Consider the following 19,285-nt stretch of genomic DNA (forward strand, 5'->3'; position numbering starts at 1 on the left):
AAGCGCGAAAACAGGAACAAAATGAGATTTATCATGACTCATTTTAGGAGTGTTTTGCTGTGTCCGAGCTTAACTTGCTGCGCTATTACTCGCGCCTAGTGTCATTTGGTGTCGGTGACGAAGTGAAAACAACCCTGCCAGATGTCGCCAATATCCTCTGCACCAGTCCTCGACATGCGCGCAACCTTCTCAGTCAAATGCAACAACTGGCTTGGCTCACGTGGCAACCAAAATCAGGCCGTAACCAACGTTCAACCTTATTCCTTCGGCCCTCACTCGCTGAATTGAAAAGACAATTGGCGAGCGAACGAATTTTGCAAGGTCAATATGAAAAGGCGCTGTCACTGCTTAATCAAGATCAATTAGCATTTGGCCAACTACTGCAAAGAACCTCCGGCGCATCATTGCGCGAGGGCTTGATGCATATTCAGCTAACCTATAAGCGCGCCTTTGAGCACTTGGTGCCCCATCAATTACAGCGTTCCAGTGAGCGTTATTTACTGCGTCAAATCTATTGCTGTTTAGTGGCAAGTAGTAACGACGGTCAACTTGAAGCCCAACTTGCTCATCATTGGAACTACGATGAATCCTCTCTTGAATGGTCTTTCTTTCTTCGCCCTGGGCTCACTTTTCATAATGGCAAGCCCATTAGCGCTGAATGTATTGTTGCGTTGTTTGACAAACTGGTTCTACTTGACGATTACCGCAGTGAACTCAATCACTTGGTTCGGGTTTATTCACCCGGAGCTAACCGCGTGGTATTTCAACTCAGTGAACCCGACCAAGGCTTTGGAGGGTTGATCTCCGGGGTCAAGTATTCGATTCAACCTCCTGAGCAAGTCAACCTATCCGCCCCTATGCTAGTGGTAGGATCTGGGCCCTTCGAAGTGACTGAGCACTCACACACCAAGCTGTGCCTTAGGGCCTTCGAGCGTTATTACGCTTGTCGTGCCTTGACTGATCAAGTGACCATTTGGCATTTAGATGAAAGCGAACTTGGCGACAAGCAACAAATTGAAACCAATCAACCCGGAGCATCACTGCGCCCGTCCTGTCATTACTATGTTGCCCATGCGGTAGGAAAAAGCAAAGCTGTTGAAAGTGAGATCAAGCAGAGCAGAACTGAAGATGGTTGTATGTTTGTGCTATTCAATCAATGCGCCAATGTCGTGCTCAGTGAGCAGCAGCGTCGCTATCTCTCGACCTATATTACGCCACAAAAAGTCTACCAGTACCTCGACCAAACTGGCCAGTTGTTCGGCTGTGAACTAGCGAGTAACTTACTGCCGATTTGGCATAAAATTACCCGACCAACCATGCCTAAAACTGACTTGCCGCCACAGATCGATATTGCCATCTACGATTACAGTTCGCTGCGCCATTGCGCTCTCGCAGTCAAACACTTACTTGAGCAACTAGGAGTGACGGTAACTATCAATAGCTATAGCTACCGAGAGCTCACCGCGTTGTCTATCTCGGGCCAATTAACGGAGTCTGTGATTATCACCAACATCAATTTGGACGATAACCGCCACGCCTCGGCGTTTAACAGCTTGTATCATAATCCGATCATCCAACGCTGCATTGGTGAGTCATCCAAGCAGTGGCTAATGGAACACCTCACTTCGCTGCGTGCTCAAACCCAACTACATGACTACTTAGAGGCACTTGAACCGATCGCTTCTGCATTGATCAATCAATTTTGGTTAGCGCCACTGTTTCACCACCGACAAACTCTGCGCTTTCAGGGCGTTTTGAATGATGTTGAACTGACGAACTGGGGTTGGCCAGATATTCGCAATGTGTGGTCGACGGACTGAAATTGAGCGGACAATAATTAGTCCACTCAATTTTCTGTATCGTAAACAGCAGCCTCAAAACGATCAACGCTGACAGCAACTCGAGCTCTGTCAGCGTAATGACTAACATTGATTGCGTTATCCTTGAGCACAGTTACCTGTGTACGCCAAATAGATTAGCCGACACAAATTATTAGCCAACACTATGCCAATCAATCAGCATTAAGGTTACAGTTTAACAAATACGATTTGCTCTAACTGCAAGCCTGGTTTAACAAAGTCTAACGTCAACTGATAGTAACCCTGTTCAAGTTTAACTTGCAGCCCCTCAACCTTGATCGATTTTCCATCGGTACCGTTGGTTGGTAACGTCTGGCTAAACTCGCCATTAAGCCACAAGCTACACGCAGACTGAGCCAGCGAATCACGGTCGTAGTTCATCACCCCATGACATTGATAGATCCCAGTCTGCTCAACGTAAAACGACAACGTAAGGTTGGTTTTACTGTTGATCTCAATCGGTTGTTCAACACTGTGATATTGCTCAGTTTTTGCACTGTTATGAGCCGAGAAAGCTTTGATCGGATCATAGGCGACAAGCGGGCGCTCCATTGCAGGGGTTTGCAAGATAAAGCGACAGATATTCATCGCACAGCGTTGTAACTCGCCTAATTCTAGCGTGCCGTTATCCAACGCCTCGATGGTATCATCGCCCATCGCATTAGTTTTAGCACCATCATTCTCAACCACCATATACAGATCATTTTGCGAACGAATCATAAAGGATGTGAAGGTTTTCGCTTCTTTTCCAGCTTGAATTGGATCGTTCATTTTCGCCCACCAATCCGTCATTACAATACCGCGATAACCCCACTCATCACGCAAGATTGCGGTATTCAGGTCATAGTTAGAAGCCGCCCAATGACCATTAACTGGGTTATACGATGTCATGATTGTCGTCGCATCGCCCTCTTTTACCGCCATTTCAAACGCTTTAATATGTATTTCACGCAACGCCCTTTGTGACATCACGCTGTCCACATCAACACGAGCCGTTTCCTGATCATTGGCTGCATAATGCTTAATTGTTCCGGAAACACCCGCTTGCTTCAGTCCACGAGTTTGCGCAGCGGCCATCACTCCGGTCATCAATGGATCTTCTGAGAAATACTCAAAGTTACGCCCATTAAGTGGATGACGATGAATGTTAATCCCTGGGCCAAGTAATGTATCGATTTGATTGGCTTTGAGCTCTTGGCCAACTAAGTTAAACAACTGCTGATTAAGCGGTCTGTTCCACGTACAGCCCAATAGAGTACCAATTGGCACTTGGGTCGCTTTGTGGCCACTGTCCATACGAATACCCGATGGTCCATCGGCAGCGGCAACCACGGGAATACCCAATTCAAATAGCTCATCACTGACACCACCAAACGCAGCCGCTGTGCCTGGCGTGACTTTGGGACTGCACATCCCTTCGCCGCGTACAATGGTTGCTAACTGTTGCGGTGTCATTTGCGCGACAAACTGCTCTAACGTCGCTTGTTTTTGTTTAACGTGATGAAGTTTAATGCCTTGGTCAGCAGTAAACTCGATAGATTGCGGCATGTTGTCTTTAATGCGCTGCGCCATATCAGTCGTACGCAGTGGTACTGACTCATAGGTTAAGGTATACACGCCATCATGATTGCAATCGCCTGGTATAATTCGCTCAAACGCGGTAATTGGAGCACAAGCCTCTGTCAGAGCTTCAACGACAAAGGTCTCATCCACCTGCCAGTTTGGCTCAACTTTCACCGCTTCACGAACACTTGCACCTACGTAGAAGTGATACTGACCACGCTCAATCACATAACTGTTTTTAAATCCGCTCGCGCCAGTGTCGTCAAAAGAGGCCAGTCGATCTAACGTTAGCTCGATGCTCAACGTCTGAGACTCACCAGGATGGAGTCGCTCTGTTTTCTCAAATCCAACCAAGCTGCGAGCCGGTTTACCTAACGCCCCTTGCGGCGCTGCGACGTAAAGTTGAACCACCTCTTTGCCCGCATAAGTGGTGCCAATATTGGTCACTTTAACGTTGAAACATAGCGTCGTTTGCTTACCTTGACCTTTCACTTCGAGCCCAAGCATTTCGCGTGAGAACTCGGTGTAACTTAAACCAGCACCAAAGGGAAACTGAACGGCCTGTGGCGCAAATGTTTCAAAGTAGCGATAGCCGACGTAAATATCTTCAGCGTAGAGATTGTAATCTTTAGCACCGAAATGAGCCGAAGATGGGTAATCTTCTAATCGGTATGCGATGGTGTCGGTCAAGCGGCCACTCGGTGAAACATTACCACTGAGGATATCGGCTAACGCATGCCCTCCTTCCATACCAGCGGCCCAGCTATACAACACAGCTTTAATCGACTGATGATGTTCAACCGTGGTGAGCCAAGACATATCCATAATGTTAGTGACATTCATCACCACAATCACGTGATCAAAATGCTGGCTAACTTTGCTGAGCATATCGAACTCAGTTTCAGTAAGACGATAACTTCCTGATGCATCCGCGTTGTCTTGATCTTCTCCAGCAGTACGTCCTATAAACACCACCGCCTTTACCGATTGCTGCGCAGCATCGATAACCAACTGCTCGGTTAGGGGCATTTCTTGTTGGTACCACGGCTCTGCTGCCCAGCCACCGCCGCCATCATCAAACGGGTGATCGGCAATCCACTCTTGATAGATAGCGACCAAGTCTTGGTTGATAGAAATAGTTGCATTGCTGCGCAAACCTTCTAATGCACTGATCGAATAAGGGACATTCACTGCACCACCCGATCCAGTACCACTGCGGTAGGTATCAATTTGGCAGCGCCCAAAAAGTGAAACGGTTTCGTTGCAGCGCAACGGTAAAGTAGCGTCGTCATTTTTGAGTAACACGATCCCTTCTGCCGCCGCTTGGCGACTCACTGGTGCTAAGCTTTGCTGCGCTTGGATAATGAGGTCATTGTTCATCTGTACACTCTATTCGTTATTAAGGTGAAGCGTAGAGGGCTGGCGAATACAGCCATAACATGTAAACCGATACGCTTTATATTCAAAACATAGTAGACTTGGATTACGCGCAATTCTACGAATATAGCGACAATAAAAAGGAAAAAAACGACATGACACCGCGCTATCGACTTCGATCACATCAACGTTATCAACATCTGAACTTTGCTTTTGTCGATGGAGACCATAAAACCGACTTCGCAATGCACAAGCATGATTTTTCAGAGCTGTTTTTGGTACTCGAAGGCAGTGGCAAGCATGTGGTTTCAAAATATGAATACCCTTTGAACACTGGCGACATTTTTGTTATCAACGGTGATACAGAGCACGGGTTCAAAGACGTCGATAACCTCAAACTGATCAATCTAATGTTCGATGCATCGTCGCCTTTTTTTGAGTTGCCTTCTATGCGCGCACTGTCCGGTTATCAAGCGCTGTTCAAAATTGAGCCGATAGCCCGTCAAACCAGTGAATATAGCGCCAAGCTTACGCTCAGCCGTGAGCAGTTACCGCAGGCTGCGACTCTATTAGAACAAATTCGTAACGAATACCAACAAGCAGAACCTGGCTTTGAGATCGTCATCAGCAGCCTAATGCAGCAATTGGTGGTCAAACTGGCTCGGCTTTATCACAAGCAGCAACTTGATACCCCTCAAACCACCTTTGTACTTAGCCGCGCCTTGGTATACATAGAACAACACTTCACCGATAGCCATATCGACATTGAACACATCGCCAATGCAGCGTTTGTTAGCTCAAGGCAATTGCAGCGTTTATTTCGTCAATACTTTGAGTGTTCACCAATGCAATACCTGCGCACACTGCAGCTTAACTATTCACATCAGTTGATCATTGACGAAAAGGTAGGTTCGGTTCAGGTTATCGCCGAGCGAAGTGGTTTTAGTGACAGCAACTATTTTTCCAAGTGCTACAAACAACAATTTGGTCAAACCCCGCGTACAGACATAAAAAAAGCCGCTACACAGAGGAGCGGCAAAGGCGATAACGAGGAGCAAGTCCTGTATCAGAGATAATAGGTCAACAAAGTGTTGTGACTAATAATGGATAATAAAAAAAGTTAGGTGTGCCTCTTGGCTAGACACACCTAGGTGGGTAGCGTCTACCTGCTTACCACCAAGCCTCAAACATAGCACCAACGGTTAGCGTATCTAGATCGGTCGGGTCTTCATTTACACCTGTAAATTCATTGTCTTGGTTACCGACTGTCGCGTAGAAACGCAACATTGGGCGAGACCAGGTTTCACCACCGATGGCCATATTTTGCGAAACCGTTGCTTTCCAAGAGCTGTTTTGTGCATCAAAGTCTTTGTAATCCACTACGTTATAGCCCGCTTCAAACCAAGTTGAATGGACATCATCCCATTGGTAGGTTGGACGTACGATTGCGTGGTAGTTGACGCGGCTCTCACTGCCACTAACATCCAATGATTGATAACCTACAGAGTATTGAATGCCTGCGCGATCAGTCAGAGATTGGCCACCATCAAACTGAACGAGTAACGCGTTTTGATCTTCAGCCACAGCGTAGCTGTACAATACACTGTCTTTCGCGTTGTCTGCGTAGCGAACAATCAATTTTTGGCCCAAGAACCCAAGCTCAGCAGCCACTTGGTATGCTTCGATTTTCTCTCTGCTATCGACTTGCTTCGAGTCCCAACCGTAGTTGGCATATAGGCTTAGGTCAAACGTTTCGCCCAAGTTAAAACCGTGCAACTTGGTGGTTACCGCATATCGACCAGAATCAGAAACGTTACCACCGTCTATCTCACCGACAGCGCCCACGTTTAGCTTAACGCCACCAAGATCGAGGTTGTAGAAGCCCGCACCTTGACCATCATGAGACATCCAAAAGTAGTCGTTCAAATCGGTTTGTGGACGTTGATGGAAGTCGCGGCCTGCCCAAATGTAGAGATCTTTTTGCGATTCAAACAAGTTAGTCGCGCCAGCGTAAAACTTCTTCAAACCAATATCAGGGTCACTCGCCCATGAAGGGTCAGCCCAATGTTCCATCATCAGGACGATATCCCAAATAGCACCGCCGTCACTTTGGAATGCTTTAGCGAACTGGAACTCACCACCATTTCCTTCGTTACCCAAACGGCCGGTTGCATTCGCATTGAGAGAACCGAATGATCCAACACGTTTTGCATCACTGCCTTGGTAATGTGCACCATAACGTGCGTAACCAGAGAAAACGATACCTGCGGGCACCTCAGTTTCAGAAGAAAGAACCGCAGGTTGTTGGTCATCAAAATAATTTGTTTCTAGCTTCGTTTCTAGTTCTTGAATTCGCTTCTCAAGTGAAGCCACATCTGTTTCAGCTGTCGAAGCAAATGAGGCCATTGAGGTCGCGATGATGGCAGCAAGAGGTAAAACCTTAAAATGTTTCATAGTAACTCCATGTTCGATACGCCATTAAGAAAGCGCTTTCTTTTATTAGGGTAATAATTGCCAAAAACTAGCAATAGAACGGTATTTCTCCAACAAAGTGATGGAAGGCAGTGAAATATCAGTCTTGAATTCTGGCAATGGCAAGCAGTCTATCGATAATAGCCCCTACAAAATGTGATAAACAACCCAAAGAAAGCGCTTTCAATATGGGCAAGATCACAAACCCAACAGGTGATAGTCATTAATCATATCGATTGAAAATAAATATAAATGTCGTATTTAACCAACAATACCGCCCACTCAAACCATTAACAGTCTAGTAAATACAGTGCAACACCCTTTACTGTTTGTGTCTTGAGCGATTAAAATCACCATAATCAAAAACTTGTTGCACAACTTGTTTTTAATCGTTAGCTTACAAAAGAAAACGCTTTCTTGAGAATTTATAGCTCAGACGCAATATACTTTTGTGCTTAAGCAGAACAGGATAAATAGAAGACAGCTGATTTAGCTTTGTTTGAACAATTTGAAGCGCCGCATCTTGCTGTTTTTATTGATAAAGGAACACTCCGTGATTACGATTAAAGAAGTGTCAGAATTGGCTAAAGTCTCTCAGTCAACCGTTTCCCGAGCACTTAACGGCCACCCTACCGTCAAAGAGGCAAATCGTAATAAGGTCTTCGAAGCCATCGAACAATTAGGGTATAAGCCCAACGCCTTCGCTCAAGCCTTAGCATCAAGTCGTTCGAATAGTATTGGTATGCTGGTCGGCTCATTGGATGGCCCTTTTTATGGACCTTTGATGCATTACGCTGAAGATACTGTTCGACAGAAAAATAATTACCTTATCGTCACCAGTGGTCAAGAGTCTTATGAAAAAGAACAAGACTCGATTAATTTTCTTCGATCTAGGCAGGTCGACGGACTAATCATTCACTCAGATAAACTCTCTGATGACGAATTGATTAAAGTAGTCGAAGACAACCCATCGACCATCATCCTCAACCGTTGCATTCCTGAAGTCGCCGAACACTGTATCTATATCGACAATGAGCTGGGTGGTTACTTAGCCACCAAACACTTGCTTGAGCTTGGTCATACTCGCGTTGCGTGTATCACTGGGCAATTGAGTAAAGGCGATAGTCGCGATCGATTACAAGGCTATCGCAACGCTTTAGCCGAGTTTGGCCTTCAATACGATGCGAATCTGGTGGTCGAAGGTCGCTTTGACCATAACGGTAATCACGATAAAGCAAGACGTCTACTCGACCGCGCCCCCGACATCAGCGCCATATTTTGTCAAAATGATAATATTGCTCTGGCTGTATATGACATCGCAATTGAAAGAGGCATCAAAATAGGTAAAGACTTGTCCGTGGTAGGTTTTGATAATGACAGCCACAGTCAGCATATCCGCCCCAGGTTAACGACCGTCAACTTCCCAGTTGAGGAGATGGGCACTGAAGCCGCGCATGGTGTTCTCTCTTTCGTAAACAAAGAGGCACTAACGATTAAACATCGTTTAGAGCCAAAGTTGGTTGTCCGTGAGTCGGCGGGCGCTTTTGAATAACAGTGCTGCTAAATAACAACTCGGTATTTTGCAATATAAAGTGATGATGACAAAGGTGCTCTCATGGAGCACCTAATACAACCTTGATTATCGATAAATCATAGGCAGTAATGGATTCTCAAGCGCAATGCTATCACGACTCTCCAAATCCACAGCTTTTAGTACCTTGGCAAAATGTTGTATAAATAGCTGATCAAAACAGCCATTATTGATGATTATTTTTAAACCTTGCTCTAACTGCATTGCCAGTTGAGGTTGCGATGAATTGACGTAGAAAACCACAGGAAAAGAATATCTAAGCGCTTTGGTTGGCTCAATCATTAACGATGCAGTATGCGTATCATACTGTTGTAAAACTTCATCGGCTTCATTGGCACCAAGAGTCAGAAAATCAACTTTACCCTGTGCAAGCCAAGTCAACATTTCAGCTAAACTGCCCTTCTCTTTGACGTTGTAACCATTATGTCGGAATAATTCAGCATCAACCCACGTATTTGGCACACCAACACATTGTTGCTTAAGCTCATCTTCAGACATGTGAGCAAACTCACCTTGACGTGAGTGATGAATTATCGGAACACGCCAACCTAATAGGCCCTTGCATAACGGCGTTGGAACCTCAATAAAGTCACGCCCCATAAATTTGCGATTGCCTGCCACTGTCACAAGTAGATCAGCGCCGTTATCAAGCACAGCCCCTTCATCATCGGCATTGGGGTAATCGGTCATGTCATTATGTACTTGCTCATCAATACCAATGTGATGTAGAACAAGTTCAAGCAGTTGATGTTCATAAGCCTGCCTTGCAGCGGACTTATTTCCATTCCAGAAGTGGATCATAGACGACTCTTTAATGGCTAAAATCATCAGCAAACTTTATCCAATCCACCCACCAAAGAAAGCGCTTTCTTTCATTTTGTACTGAAATGTGACACCTCGCAAATTTACTGATAAAAAAGACGTGATCTGACTCAAACAATTGCCTCAACTCCCCTTAAAGTACGTCCTCTATTCAGCGATAAATCTATCTGAAAAAAGTTTGATTAAAATCAAAGTCATCACTTTAACTAACTAATTTAAAAGAGAATTAACGCAAAAAGACCATTGGACAAACTTTTTGAAACTTGAGCTAATTTCTGTGATCCACAATGAACTTTGCACACAAAAGTTTGAAATCCTCTTAGGATCAGCATAAAACGGCCCTAAGAAAGCGCTTTCTCAAGTGCTTCGGGGGATGAACCAAACCTATAACTAAATAAATAAGGACGATGTGATGCATAAGAAAACTCTGGTCGCTACGCTTGCTACCAGCATGCTTTTATCAACGACTGTTCAAGCAGACGAAATTAAGCAAGGCGGTACGTTAATAGTTCCGATCATTAACAATGGCTTTGTTGAGAACTTTAACCCCTATACAACCAAAGATATTCTTATTGGAACCATGTTTGAACCGCTAATGGTTCATAACAACATGACTGGTGATATTGACTACCGCCTTGCCGAGTCATACCAGTATTCAGACGATCTTAAAACGCTGACAATTAAAATTCGAAACGGTCTCACTTGGTCGGACGGTTCACCACTGACTGCAGAAGATATTGCCTACAGCTATACCATGCCAAAAGAGGCTCCAGCCTTCGACATAAAAGGTTTTTGGGGCGAGGCTGGTAACCTGAAGTCAATCGATGTAATTGATAACGTGACAGTACAATTTAACCTTAAAGAGGCTGACTCTACCTTTATTCTTCACGTCAGCGCGTATCATATCGTACCTAAGGCTCAGTGGTCGAAAGCCAAGGATTTGACCACTTTTACTAACCCGAATCCAATCGGTAATGGTCCGTTTACTGAGGTTAAGTATCAACGTGCTCAACAGATGGAACTGTGCCGCAACCCTAACTACTATTTAGCCAACGAAAATCGCCCTTACATTGACTGTGTAAACTTCCGCTCGTTCAGTGATAACTCACAAGTTCAACCCGCTCTGATTCGTGGAGAAATCGATTGGGGTTCAAACTTTATTGCTGATATTGACCGTACTTATGTCGATTTAGATAAAGAGAACAACCATTACTGGTACCCAGCGAATGATGCGATTCACCTATATGTAAACACGAAAGAAGCACCGTTTGATGATGTTAAAGTTCGTCAAGCACTTTCCATGGCACTGGACCGTGAGTCAATTGTCGAGTTTGCAGCCTACGGCTATCCAACCGTGAACTACAACGTAGGCGGTATCGCTGAGCTTTATTCGCCGTATATCGATCACGACTTAAACAAAGAATACGCTTCTTTAACTCAATTCAACCCTGAAAAAGCCAACAAACTATTGGATGAAGCGGGATTGAAAGATACCAATGGCGATGGCATCCGCGAAACCAAAGATGGCAAGCCATTTGAGTTTGATATTGAAGTAGTAAACGGTTGGACAGACTGGATCCAAGTGGTTCAGATGGTGTCTGAGTACTACCAAGAAGTCGGCATCAAAGCCAATGTAAAAACGGTTGACTGGTCGGTTTACGACGAAAACTTGAAGAAAAGCACCTACAGCATGTCGATCAACTGGTCGATGGTTGCTGCAGACCCAATTCTTGCTTTCCAAGAGTACTACCACACCTCTCGTATTGGCGTAACTTGGCATGCAGGTCACGGTGTGCATAGCCCAGAAGTCGATGAGATGATCGAAGCGTTTGGCCGCACTTCTGATACAGAAAAACAGCAAGCGATCATTGATGATCTACAGCGTTTCACCGCAGAGAACATCCCGTTTATTCCATTGTTTTCTAATGCGACTTGGTTCCAGTACAGCACTAAGAAGTTCACTGGTTGGCCAACAGCAGAAAACCCATACGTTCAGCCAGTATTTTATGATGCAGGTAAGCGTGTGATTATCCTTAATAACTTACACCTTAAGTAACTCTCCATCGCATGGTCGTGGCAGTGCCATGACCATGCTTAATTCAGTTTAAGGTAATTTTATGTCGTTTTTATTTCGCCGATTTGGCTTTTATTTTACCGCTTTCCTCGTAGCAATTACTTTTAACTTTGCGCTACCAAGGATTATGCCTGGTGACCCAGTGGCCGCTTTATTCGCAGCTTCTGCGGGCCAGATGGACCCATCTCAGATGGACGCTGTACGCGAGATGTACGGCTTCGTAGATGGCAATATTTTTGTTCAATATTTCTCTTACATTAAAAGTGTCTTCACCCTTGATTTGGGACCTTCAGTACTGATGTTCCCTGTCAGCGTCATGGACGTTATCGCAATGACGCTACCTTGGACTCTTTTTCTCGCATTAGGCTCTTTGATCGTCGCCTTAATTATCGGCGTTAGCATCGGCACTTATGCGTCATATCGCCGTGAAGGGTTATTCGGTCAGTTTGTTCCACCGATTCTTGCATTTATTAGTAACTTCCCATACGTGGTAACAGCATTATTACTGTTTTACTTTTTTGGCTTAAAGATGGAACTGTTGCCACTTGCATACACTTATGATCAAAGCTTAGAGCCAAGTTTCAGTTGGGAATTTATCTCCAGTGTTCTTAAGCATGCCGTATTACCTGTTGGTTCAATGGTTGTAGTCGGTATTTCGACTTGGGTCTTTAACATGCGCAACGCGATGATCAACGTGCTCGGTGAAGACTATGTCACTATGGCAGAAGCCAAAGGCCTTAGCAGCTTCCGTGTGATGTCTCGTTACGCTGGCCGAAATGCGATTCTTCCAGTTGCCACAGCGATTGCAATGGCGATTGGCTTCTCATTCGCAGGTTCAATCATGACAGAGATCGTTTTTAACTATCAAGGTCTGGGAAATGTACTTCTCAATGCGATCAATGCACGTGATTACCCTCTAATCCAAGCGATCTTACTTATTCTTGTAACCGCAGTCCTCGCCGCTAACTTCATTGCGGATTTACTGTACGTTTGGCTTGACCCACGAATCTCTAACTAAGGTGCATCATGGATAACTTATTGAACCCAAATGTCGATCCGAATGAACCTGTGATTAAACAGTCGACATTTTGTTGGAAAAACATCAAACAGAAACTGCATGGTTTGTACAATTTCTTCTATGGCAACCCACCAGCTATCATTGGCACCTTCTTGCTCACTGTCGTGCTGATAGGAACACTATTCGCACCTGTGCTCGCCACACATGATCCAGAGAAACGAGTTGCAAGGCCACACGAAGCCCCAAGCGCAGAGCACTACTTCGGTAGCACGCGTTCTGGACGAGACGTATACAGCCAAGTGCTATATGGAGGCCAAAAAACGTTGTCGGTAGCTCTAACGGCTGGTGTTATCGCAATGACGCTCGCGGTAGTGGTTGGTTTAACCGCTGGATATTTTGGTGGCAAAATCGACGAGCGTTTGAACTTCCTGACCAACGTATTCTTGGTGTTCCCACAGCTCCCCTTATTGATCGTACTAGCGGCCTTTTTTGGGCAAGTCGGTTCCGGGGTCATCGCCTTGCTGCTCGGGATCACTTCCTGGCCGTGGGGTGCCCGTGTTATTCGCTCACAAACCATGGCGATTCGCAGTAAAGAGTTCATCATTTCAGCAGAAGTAATGGGGGAATCAAAAGCTCGCATTATTTTTATCGAAATACTACCGAATCTAATTTCTATCGTATTCGGTGGTTTCTTGGGCGCGGTTATTTATGCAATGGGCGCAGAAGCGGGGCTTGGTTTCCTAGGTCTCAGTGATGCGACAGAAGTCAGTTGGGGCTCGATGCTTTATTGGGCGCAAACGTCCGCATCACTCTACACCGGCGCTTGGTGGGAAATGTTAGTGCCAGCGATTGCACTAGCAATAACTGGCGGCGCGTTGGCTTTAATCAACATGTCGATTGACCAAGTCAGTAACCCGAAACTAAGAACTGGCCCACATATGAAACTGTGGCGCAAACTAAAGTTAGAAGCAGATAAACGTAGAGGTCTAAAATGAGCACCCTATTAGAAATCAATAATCTGTGTGTCGATTACGTCTCTCCGAATGGCGTAGCACGTGCTGTCAACAATGTTAGCTTAAAGATTGCAGAAGGCGAAACCCTGGGTATCGCAGGTGAATCAGGCTGTGGAAAAAGTACCCTCGCCTTTGCTATTTCTCGACTGCACAAAGCACCGGCACTGATCTCTGAAGGTGAAATCCTATACAAGGGTCAAGATATATTGAAAATGACGGACCGCCAGCTACGTGACTTCCGTTGGAATGACGTGTCAGTGGTTTTCCAAAGTGCGATGAACTCTCTCAACCCAGTGATTACCATCGGTGAACAACTTACCGATGTTATCCTCGCACACCGAAAAGTGCGCTATCAACAAGCTCATGATCGCGCAGTGGAACTGCTTAAAGTCGTCGGTATTCATGCAGACCGCATGGCAAGTTTCCCACACCAACTGAGTGGCGGGATGCGTCAACGTGTGGTCATCGCTATTGCTCTCGCACTGGAGCCAAAATTGATCATCATGGATGAGCCAACAACGGCGCTCGACGTGGTGGTAGAACGCGAGATTCTTAACGAGCTCTATGATCTTAAAGAAAAATTTGGTTTTTCAATCCTATTCATAAGCCACGACCTGAGCTTGATGGGTGAAATCGCCGACCGAATTGGTGTGATGTACGCTGGCAACCTAATTGAGCTTGGCGATGCTAAGCGTGTGTTTAGTCAACCCGATCATCCCTACAGCCAAGGGCTTATCTCTTCTTTTCCGACCATTCACGGACCAAAAGAGCGACTATATGGTATTCCGGGCAATCCCGTGAACCTACTGAAGATTCCGCAAGGTTGTAACTTCCAAGAGCGCTGCACTAAGTGTAGTGAAGTATGTTCGCAACAAGAGCCGAGACTTATTGCTAACCGACCTAACCATCAAGTGGCCTGTCACCTAGTAGAGGAAATGTAAGATGGAGCTTATCGAAAAACATCAAACTATTTTATCTATTGAAAACTTGGTAAAAGACTTTCCTATCGGTCAATCGAAAAACATGATGCGTGCCGTCAATGACGTGTCGTTTGAACTCAAGAAAGGTGAAGCACTTGCCATTGTAGGTGAATCAGGCTCTGGCAAAAGTACAGGTGCCCGTATTCTTACCCGCATTTATGACAAAACGGCCGGAAATATTACCTTCAAAGGACAACCTTTGGATGAATATATCAAACAGCATGGTGAACTTGAGTACGCTAGACAAGTGCAGATGATCTTCCAAGACCCATTTGGCTCACTTAACCCAGTGCACAGCATCTATCATCACATTGCACGACCATTATTAATTCATAAACGAGCTGAAAAAGAGGCGATCCCGAAACTTGTCCATGACTTACTTGAATTGGTCGGCCTTAGCCCTGCCAAAGAAACAGCGGAAAAGTTTCCCTATGAATTGAGTGGTGGCCAACGTCAGCGTGTAGCGATTGCACGTGCTTTAGCGGTCGATCCTGAAGTCATTCTTGCCGATGAACCGATTTCGATGCTTGATGTGTCAGTTCGCCTTGGCATCTTAAATCTCATGTCCGATCTCAAAGATAAGCATGGTATTTCTTTCATGTACATCACGCACGACATCGCAACCGCACGATACTTTGCCGAGAAAACCGCGGTGATGTACGTCGGTCATATGGTCGAATGGGGTAGCAGTGATAGCGTGACACAAAACCCACAGCATCCCTACTCGAAGCTATTGCTGTCAGCAGTACCTGAGCCTGGTCAATCCGGTCGTCGTGAGCTGCTAGCGAAAAAAGGTGACATTCCATCTTGGAAACCAAGCAGTGTCGGTTGTCCATTTGCGACCCGATGTTTGAAAGCGAGCGAGGAGTGTACCCAATCCATTCCTGAGCCGACTCAAGTGGGCCAAGACCACTACGTTCGCTGCCATCACCTATAATTAATACAATTTATTCGACTCCTTCTCGCCAAGTCATGCGCATAACGCGTTGACTTGGTAAGGGCTAGTATTGCCTGAAACAAGAGAAGAAGTCATATAAGGACAACCGATTATGAACCTTGACTACTTATCAGAACTTGCTGTCACTGGACACTTTGTCGATTTAGACGGCGAGCGCTTCTACAAGATCGCCAACGTCGATCAAATGTCACCATTTTTCATTAGCGTAGTTTCAGCAAGCGATCACTGGCTGTTTATTTCGTCTACAGGCAGCTTATCAGCCGGTCGAATCCGCCCAGAGAACGCTCTATTTCCTTATCGCTCAGTCGATCATATCCATGAGAACGCCGAAAATACTGGCTCAAAAACCATCGTTAAAGTTCATACCGAGCAAGGTGTGACGGCACTATGGGAACCGTTCAACCGTTTCCATGATGGCCTCTATCACACTGAACGTCACCTGTACAAAAACACCATTGGTGACAAAATTGTGTTTGAAGAAATCAACCACACCCTAAAGCTCAAATTCCGTTACAGCTGGAGCTCAAGTGAGCGTTTTGGTTTTGTTCGCCATAGCCAAATTACCGATCTATCTGGTCAAGAACGTCAACTTGAATTGATTGATGGTCTACAGAACTTGTTGCCATCAGGCGCGCCTCTTGCCGCACTCCAAACGCGCAGCGCACTGGTTGACGCTTACAAATGGAACGAGCAAGTCGACGACTCATCAATGGCACTGTACACCATGTACGCTAAACTCAGCGACCGCGCCGAGCCAGCAGAGTCATTGCTATCGACTGCAGTATTCTCACTTGACCAAAGCAATAGCCAATTGTTACTTAGCAGCGAACAACTGGGCGCATTCCGCCGTGGTTTAACTATCAACAGTGAAAACTTGACCAAAGGTGTGCGCGGCAGCTACTTACTGCATAAACACCTCACTCTAGCAGGCAACCAAACGCAAGATTGGCGCATAGTGGCCGACATCGATAAAGGCCATAAAGAGATTAATGAGCTCACCGAGCTATTATCAAGCCCTAGTCAGCTTGGTTTGCTGGTTGAGCAAAGTATTGCAGATAACCAACGCGATCTGATCACACTGATGTCGGGCGCCGATGCTTGGCAATTAACCGCAGATGAAAACACCAGCGTCCATCATTATGCTAACGTACTGTTTAATAACATGCGTGGTGGCGTGATTGAAAACAACTACCGTTTAGACAAAGCTGATGTGGTAAAAACGCTCAACAATGCCAACAAAAAAGTCGCCACTAAGCACGCGGCATTTTTTGCTGACCTGCCAGAGAACTTCACCCATGCTGAGCTGATTCGCCAAGCAAAAGACCGTGGTGATGCGCAGTTGATTCGCCTTAGCTACGAGTATCTGCCATTAACGTTTGGCCGTCGTCATGGTGACCCAAGTCGTCCTTGGAACCATTATGAAATCAAACTTAAAGATGAGAACGGTGAGCGCTTACTTTCTTATCAAGGCAACTGGCGTGATATCTTCCAAAACTGGGAAGCGATTGCACTAAGCTATCCTGGCTTCATTTCATCTTTTATCGCTAAATTTGTTAACGCCTCAACGATCGATGGCTATAACCCATACCGCATTACCAAAGATGGCATAGATTGGGAACTGCTGGAAGCAGACGATCCGTGGAGCAATATCGGCTACTGGGGCGATCACCAAATCATCTATCTACTTAAGTTCCTTGAGTTGGCAGACAAGTACCAAAGCGAAGAGCTGGCTGAGATGCTAACCAGCGATATTTACAGCTACGCCAACGTTCCCTATAAACTGTGCGATGTAGAACAACTGTTCGCGAACCCAAAAGACACCGTCTCTTTTGATCAAGAGCTCCAGACAGAGATCGAACAACGAGTTGCCGATCTAGGTAGCGATGGTCGCCTATTAGTTGAACGCGACAATGAGGTTTACACGGTAAACTTAACTGAAAAAATCATGGTACCACTGCTGTCTAAACTGAGTAATCTTGTTCTCGACGGTGGTATTTGGCTCAACACACAACGTCCTGAGTGGAACGATGCCAATAACGCGATTGTTGGTAATGGCTTATCGATGGTCACTCTGTACTACATGCGTCGTTACGTCGCCTTTATGCAGAAACTACTGACTAATGCACCAAACGATATCTCAATTTCTAAAGAAGTCGTTGACTGGATGCTATCCATTCACAAGGTACTGCAAGATGCCTGCAAAGAGATAAAGCAAGAAACAGTAACGCGTCAAACACGTAAAGCTATTTTGACTCAATTAGAGAAAGCATTTGAGCTTTACCGTAGCCGTGTTTATCGCATGAAAGGCTTCTCGGGCAAAACCAATGTCGAGCTTTCAGCACTACAAGACATGCTTGCCACAAGCATGAACGTGCTTGATTCAAGCATTGAAAACAACTTACGAAAAGATGGTCTATACAACGCTTACAACATCGTTACTTACTCGGGAGAAAGCCTCAATATTGATGAACTCTACCCTATGCTTGAAGGTCAAGTTGCCGTACTTAGTGCCGGTGTTCTCACACCAAAACAAGCGGTAACCTTATTGGATAACCTTTTTGCCAGCGAAATGTACCGCTCCGATCAAAATAGCTTCATGCTCTACCCTGATCGCGATTTACAACGCTTTATGCAAAAGAATCATATTCCTCAAGCAGAGGTAGAAAATAGTAAACTTCTTTCTGCCATGCTTGAAGCGAAAGACCAACGCATCATCAACTGCGATTCAAAAGGTCAAATTCACTTCAATCCAAGCTTTGAAAATGCCGAGTTCTTAAGACGTGCATTACAAAAAGTCAAAGCCGACTACACACAAAGTGATAACGAGAGTTTAGAGTCGGTGCTATCACTGTACGAACAAGTGTTTAACCATAAGGCCTTTACTGGTCGTTCTGGCACTATGTTTGGTTACGAAGGCTTGGGCTGCATTTACTGGCATATGGTTTCTAAACTGCTACTCGCTGTGCAAGAAAACTACTTGGCTGCGCGTGAACTTGATGCAAACAGCACTGAAACCGCGCAACTGGCCGATTACTATTACAAGGTCCGTGCAGGTATTGGTTTCAACAAAACGCCAGACAACTACGGCGCCTTCCCGACCGACCCATATTCACATACGCCAAAACAAGCGGGTGCCCAGCAACCGGGTATGACAGGTCAGGTAAAAGAAGAAGTGATCACACGTTTTGTCGAGCTCGGTATCGAAATTAAACACGGGCGTATCGTCATTAACCCAACGCTACTGAATCAAAGTGAGTTCCTTAGCCAAAGCGCGCAATTTGATTGCCTCAATGTGAGTGGCGAAAATTGCAGCTATGCGGTTGACGAAGGCCAACTGGCATTCACCTACTGCCAAGTGCCATTCATCTACCAGAAAGGTGATAGCGCAAACATTACTTGCGTGTTCAGTGATGGATCGAGTGAAACATTCAATACTCTCGAATTATCAAAATCACTAAGTGAAAACATCTTTGCACGTAATGACCAAATCAAAAAAGTGAAGGTCACTATCCCAGCAACAATGTTACGACAATAATTTAATTAACCACATTTAGGTTA

At 45.4% G+C, this 19,285-nt stretch carries 12 protein-coding genes; 9 read left to right on the forward strand and 3 right to left on the reverse strand.

All coding sequences use genetic code 11. The features are described 5' to 3' along the window. The first annotated feature begins 59 nt into the window (after window positions 1–59). The gene (locus tag BS19_RS18965; protein ID WP_038177475.1) at window positions 60–1,820 is read left to right on the forward strand and encodes an SgrR family transcriptional regulator; all 1,761 of its coding nucleotides are present in this window, start codon (window positions 60–62) and stop codon (window positions 1,818–1,820) included. A gap of 207 nt (window positions 1,821–2,027) precedes the next feature. Here the strand turns inward: BS19_RS18965 and BS19_RS18970 are convergent, their stop codons facing one another. Beyond that, window positions 2,028–4,802: a glycoside hydrolase family 3 protein gene (locus BS19_RS18970; protein WP_038177476.1), complete on the reverse strand. Its 2,775-nt coding sequence runs from the start codon at window positions 4,800–4,802 to the stop codon at window positions 2,028–2,030. A gap of 152 nt (window positions 4,803–4,954) precedes the next feature. On the opposite strand from BS19_RS18970, the gene BS19_RS18975 reads away from it, so the two are divergent. Continuing rightward, the gene (locus BS19_RS18975) at window positions 4,955–5,875 is read left to right on the forward strand and encodes a helix-turn-helix domain-containing protein (RefSeq protein ID WP_038177477.1); all 921 of its coding nucleotides are present in this window, start codon (window positions 4,955–4,957) and stop codon (window positions 5,873–5,875) included. Between the two features lie 94 nt (window positions 5,876–5,969). Here BS19_RS18975 and BS19_RS18980 read toward each other — a convergent pair whose 3' ends face one another. Next, a complete protein-coding gene (locus BS19_RS18980) occupies window positions 5,970–7,253 on the reverse strand; it encodes a carbohydrate porin (RefSeq protein WP_038177478.1) in 1,284 nt (427 codons plus the stop codon). 571 nt (window positions 7,254–7,824) lie between these two features. On the opposite strand from BS19_RS18980, the gene BS19_RS18985 reads away from it, so the two are divergent. Then, entirely contained in the window at window positions 7,825–8,823 is a 999-nt protein-coding gene (locus BS19_RS18985; protein WP_038177479.1) for a LacI family DNA-binding transcriptional regulator, read from the forward strand. Window positions 8,824–8,910: 87 nt separating this feature from the next. Here the strand turns inward: BS19_RS18985 and BS19_RS18990 are convergent, their stop codons facing one another. Next, complete coding sequence (locus BS19_RS18990) at window positions 8,911–9,690, reverse strand: type 2 periplasmic-binding domain-containing protein (protein WP_245609312.1); 780 nt, start codon at window positions 9,688–9,690, stop codon at window positions 8,911–8,913. 406 nt (window positions 9,691–10,096) lie between these two features. Here BS19_RS18990 and BS19_RS18995 point away from each other — a divergent pair, with 406 nt between their 5' ends. The 6 genes from BS19_RS18995 (at window position 10,097) to BS19_RS19020 (ending at window position 19,262) form a co-directional block, all read left to right on the forward strand. Continuing rightward, the gene (locus BS19_RS18995; protein ID WP_038177481.1) at window positions 10,097–11,740 is read left to right on the forward strand and encodes an ABC transporter substrate-binding protein; all 1,644 of its coding nucleotides are present in this window, start codon (window positions 10,097–10,099) and stop codon (window positions 11,738–11,740) included. 61 nt (window positions 11,741–11,801) lie between these two features. Further along, entirely contained in the window at window positions 11,802–12,776 is a 975-nt protein-coding gene (locus BS19_RS19000) for an ABC transporter permease (protein ID WP_038177483.1), read from the forward strand. 8 nt (window positions 12,777–12,784) lie between these two features. Next, the gene (locus tag BS19_RS19005; protein ID WP_038177484.1) at window positions 12,785–13,771 is read left to right on the forward strand and encodes an ABC transporter permease; all 987 of its coding nucleotides are present in this window, start codon (window positions 12,785–12,787) and stop codon (window positions 13,769–13,771) included. Then, a complete protein-coding gene (locus BS19_RS19010) occupies window positions 13,768–14,730 on the forward strand; it encodes an ABC transporter ATP-binding protein (protein ID WP_038177486.1) in 963 nt (320 codons plus the stop codon). The genes BS19_RS19005 and BS19_RS19010 overlap by 4 nt, the downstream gene beginning before the upstream one ends. A 1-nt stretch (window position 14,731) precedes the next feature. Continuing rightward, complete coding sequence (locus BS19_RS19015; RefSeq protein ID WP_038177487.1) at window positions 14,732–15,706, forward strand: ABC transporter ATP-binding protein; 975 nt, start codon at window positions 14,732–14,734, stop codon at window positions 15,704–15,706. Between the two features lie 112 nt (window positions 15,707–15,818). Next, the gene (locus tag BS19_RS19020) at window positions 15,819–19,262 is read left to right on the forward strand and encodes a hypothetical protein (protein WP_038177488.1); all 3,444 of its coding nucleotides are present in this window, start codon (window positions 15,819–15,821) and stop codon (window positions 19,260–19,262) included. The last annotated feature ends 23 nt before the right edge of the window (window positions 19,263–19,285 follow it).

Source organism: Vibrio pacinii DSM 19139 (genome assembly GCF_000711795.1).
GTDB classification, from domain to species: domain Bacteria; phylum Pseudomonadota; class Gammaproteobacteria; order Enterobacterales; family Vibrionaceae; genus Vibrio; species Vibrio pacinii.

What these genes read in the sequence shown, in the direction of transcription:
- BS19_RS18970 (WP_038177476.1), bottom strand. Translation starts at nt 4,802, where the DNA reads ATGAACAATGACCTCATTATCCAAGCGCAGCAAAGCTTAGCACCAGTG.
- BS19_RS18995 (WP_038177481.1), top strand. Translation starts at nt 10,097, where the DNA reads ATGCATAAGAAAACTCTGGTCGCTACGCTTGCTACCAGCATGCTTTTA.
- BS19_RS19005 (WP_038177484.1), top strand. Translation starts at nt 12,785, where the DNA reads ATGGATAACTTATTGAACCCAAATGTCGATCCGAATGAACCTGTGATT.
- BS19_RS18980 (WP_038177478.1), bottom strand. Translation starts at nt 7,253, where the DNA reads ATGAAACATTTTAAGGTTTTACCTCTTGCTGCCATCATCGCGACCTCA.
- BS19_RS19020 (WP_038177488.1), top strand. Translation starts at nt 15,819, where the DNA reads ATGAACCTTGACTACTTATCAGAACTTGCTGTCACTGGACACTTTGTC.
- BS19_RS18990 (WP_245609312.1), bottom strand. Translation starts at nt 9,690, where the DNA reads ATGATTTTAGCCATTAAAGAGTCGTCTATGATCCACTTCTGGAATGGA.
- BS19_RS18975 (WP_038177477.1), top strand. Translation starts at nt 4,955, where the DNA reads ATGACACCGCGCTATCGACTTCGATCACATCAACGTTATCAACATCTG.
- BS19_RS19010 (WP_038177486.1), top strand. Translation starts at nt 13,768, where the DNA reads ATGAGCACCCTATTAGAAATCAATAATCTGTGTGTCGATTACGTCTCT.
- BS19_RS19000 (WP_038177483.1), top strand. Translation starts at nt 11,802, where the DNA reads ATGTCGTTTTTATTTCGCCGATTTGGCTTTTATTTTACCGCTTTCCTC.
- BS19_RS19015 (WP_038177487.1), top strand. Translation starts at nt 14,732, where the DNA reads ATGGAGCTTATCGAAAAACATCAAACTATTTTATCTATTGAAAACTTG.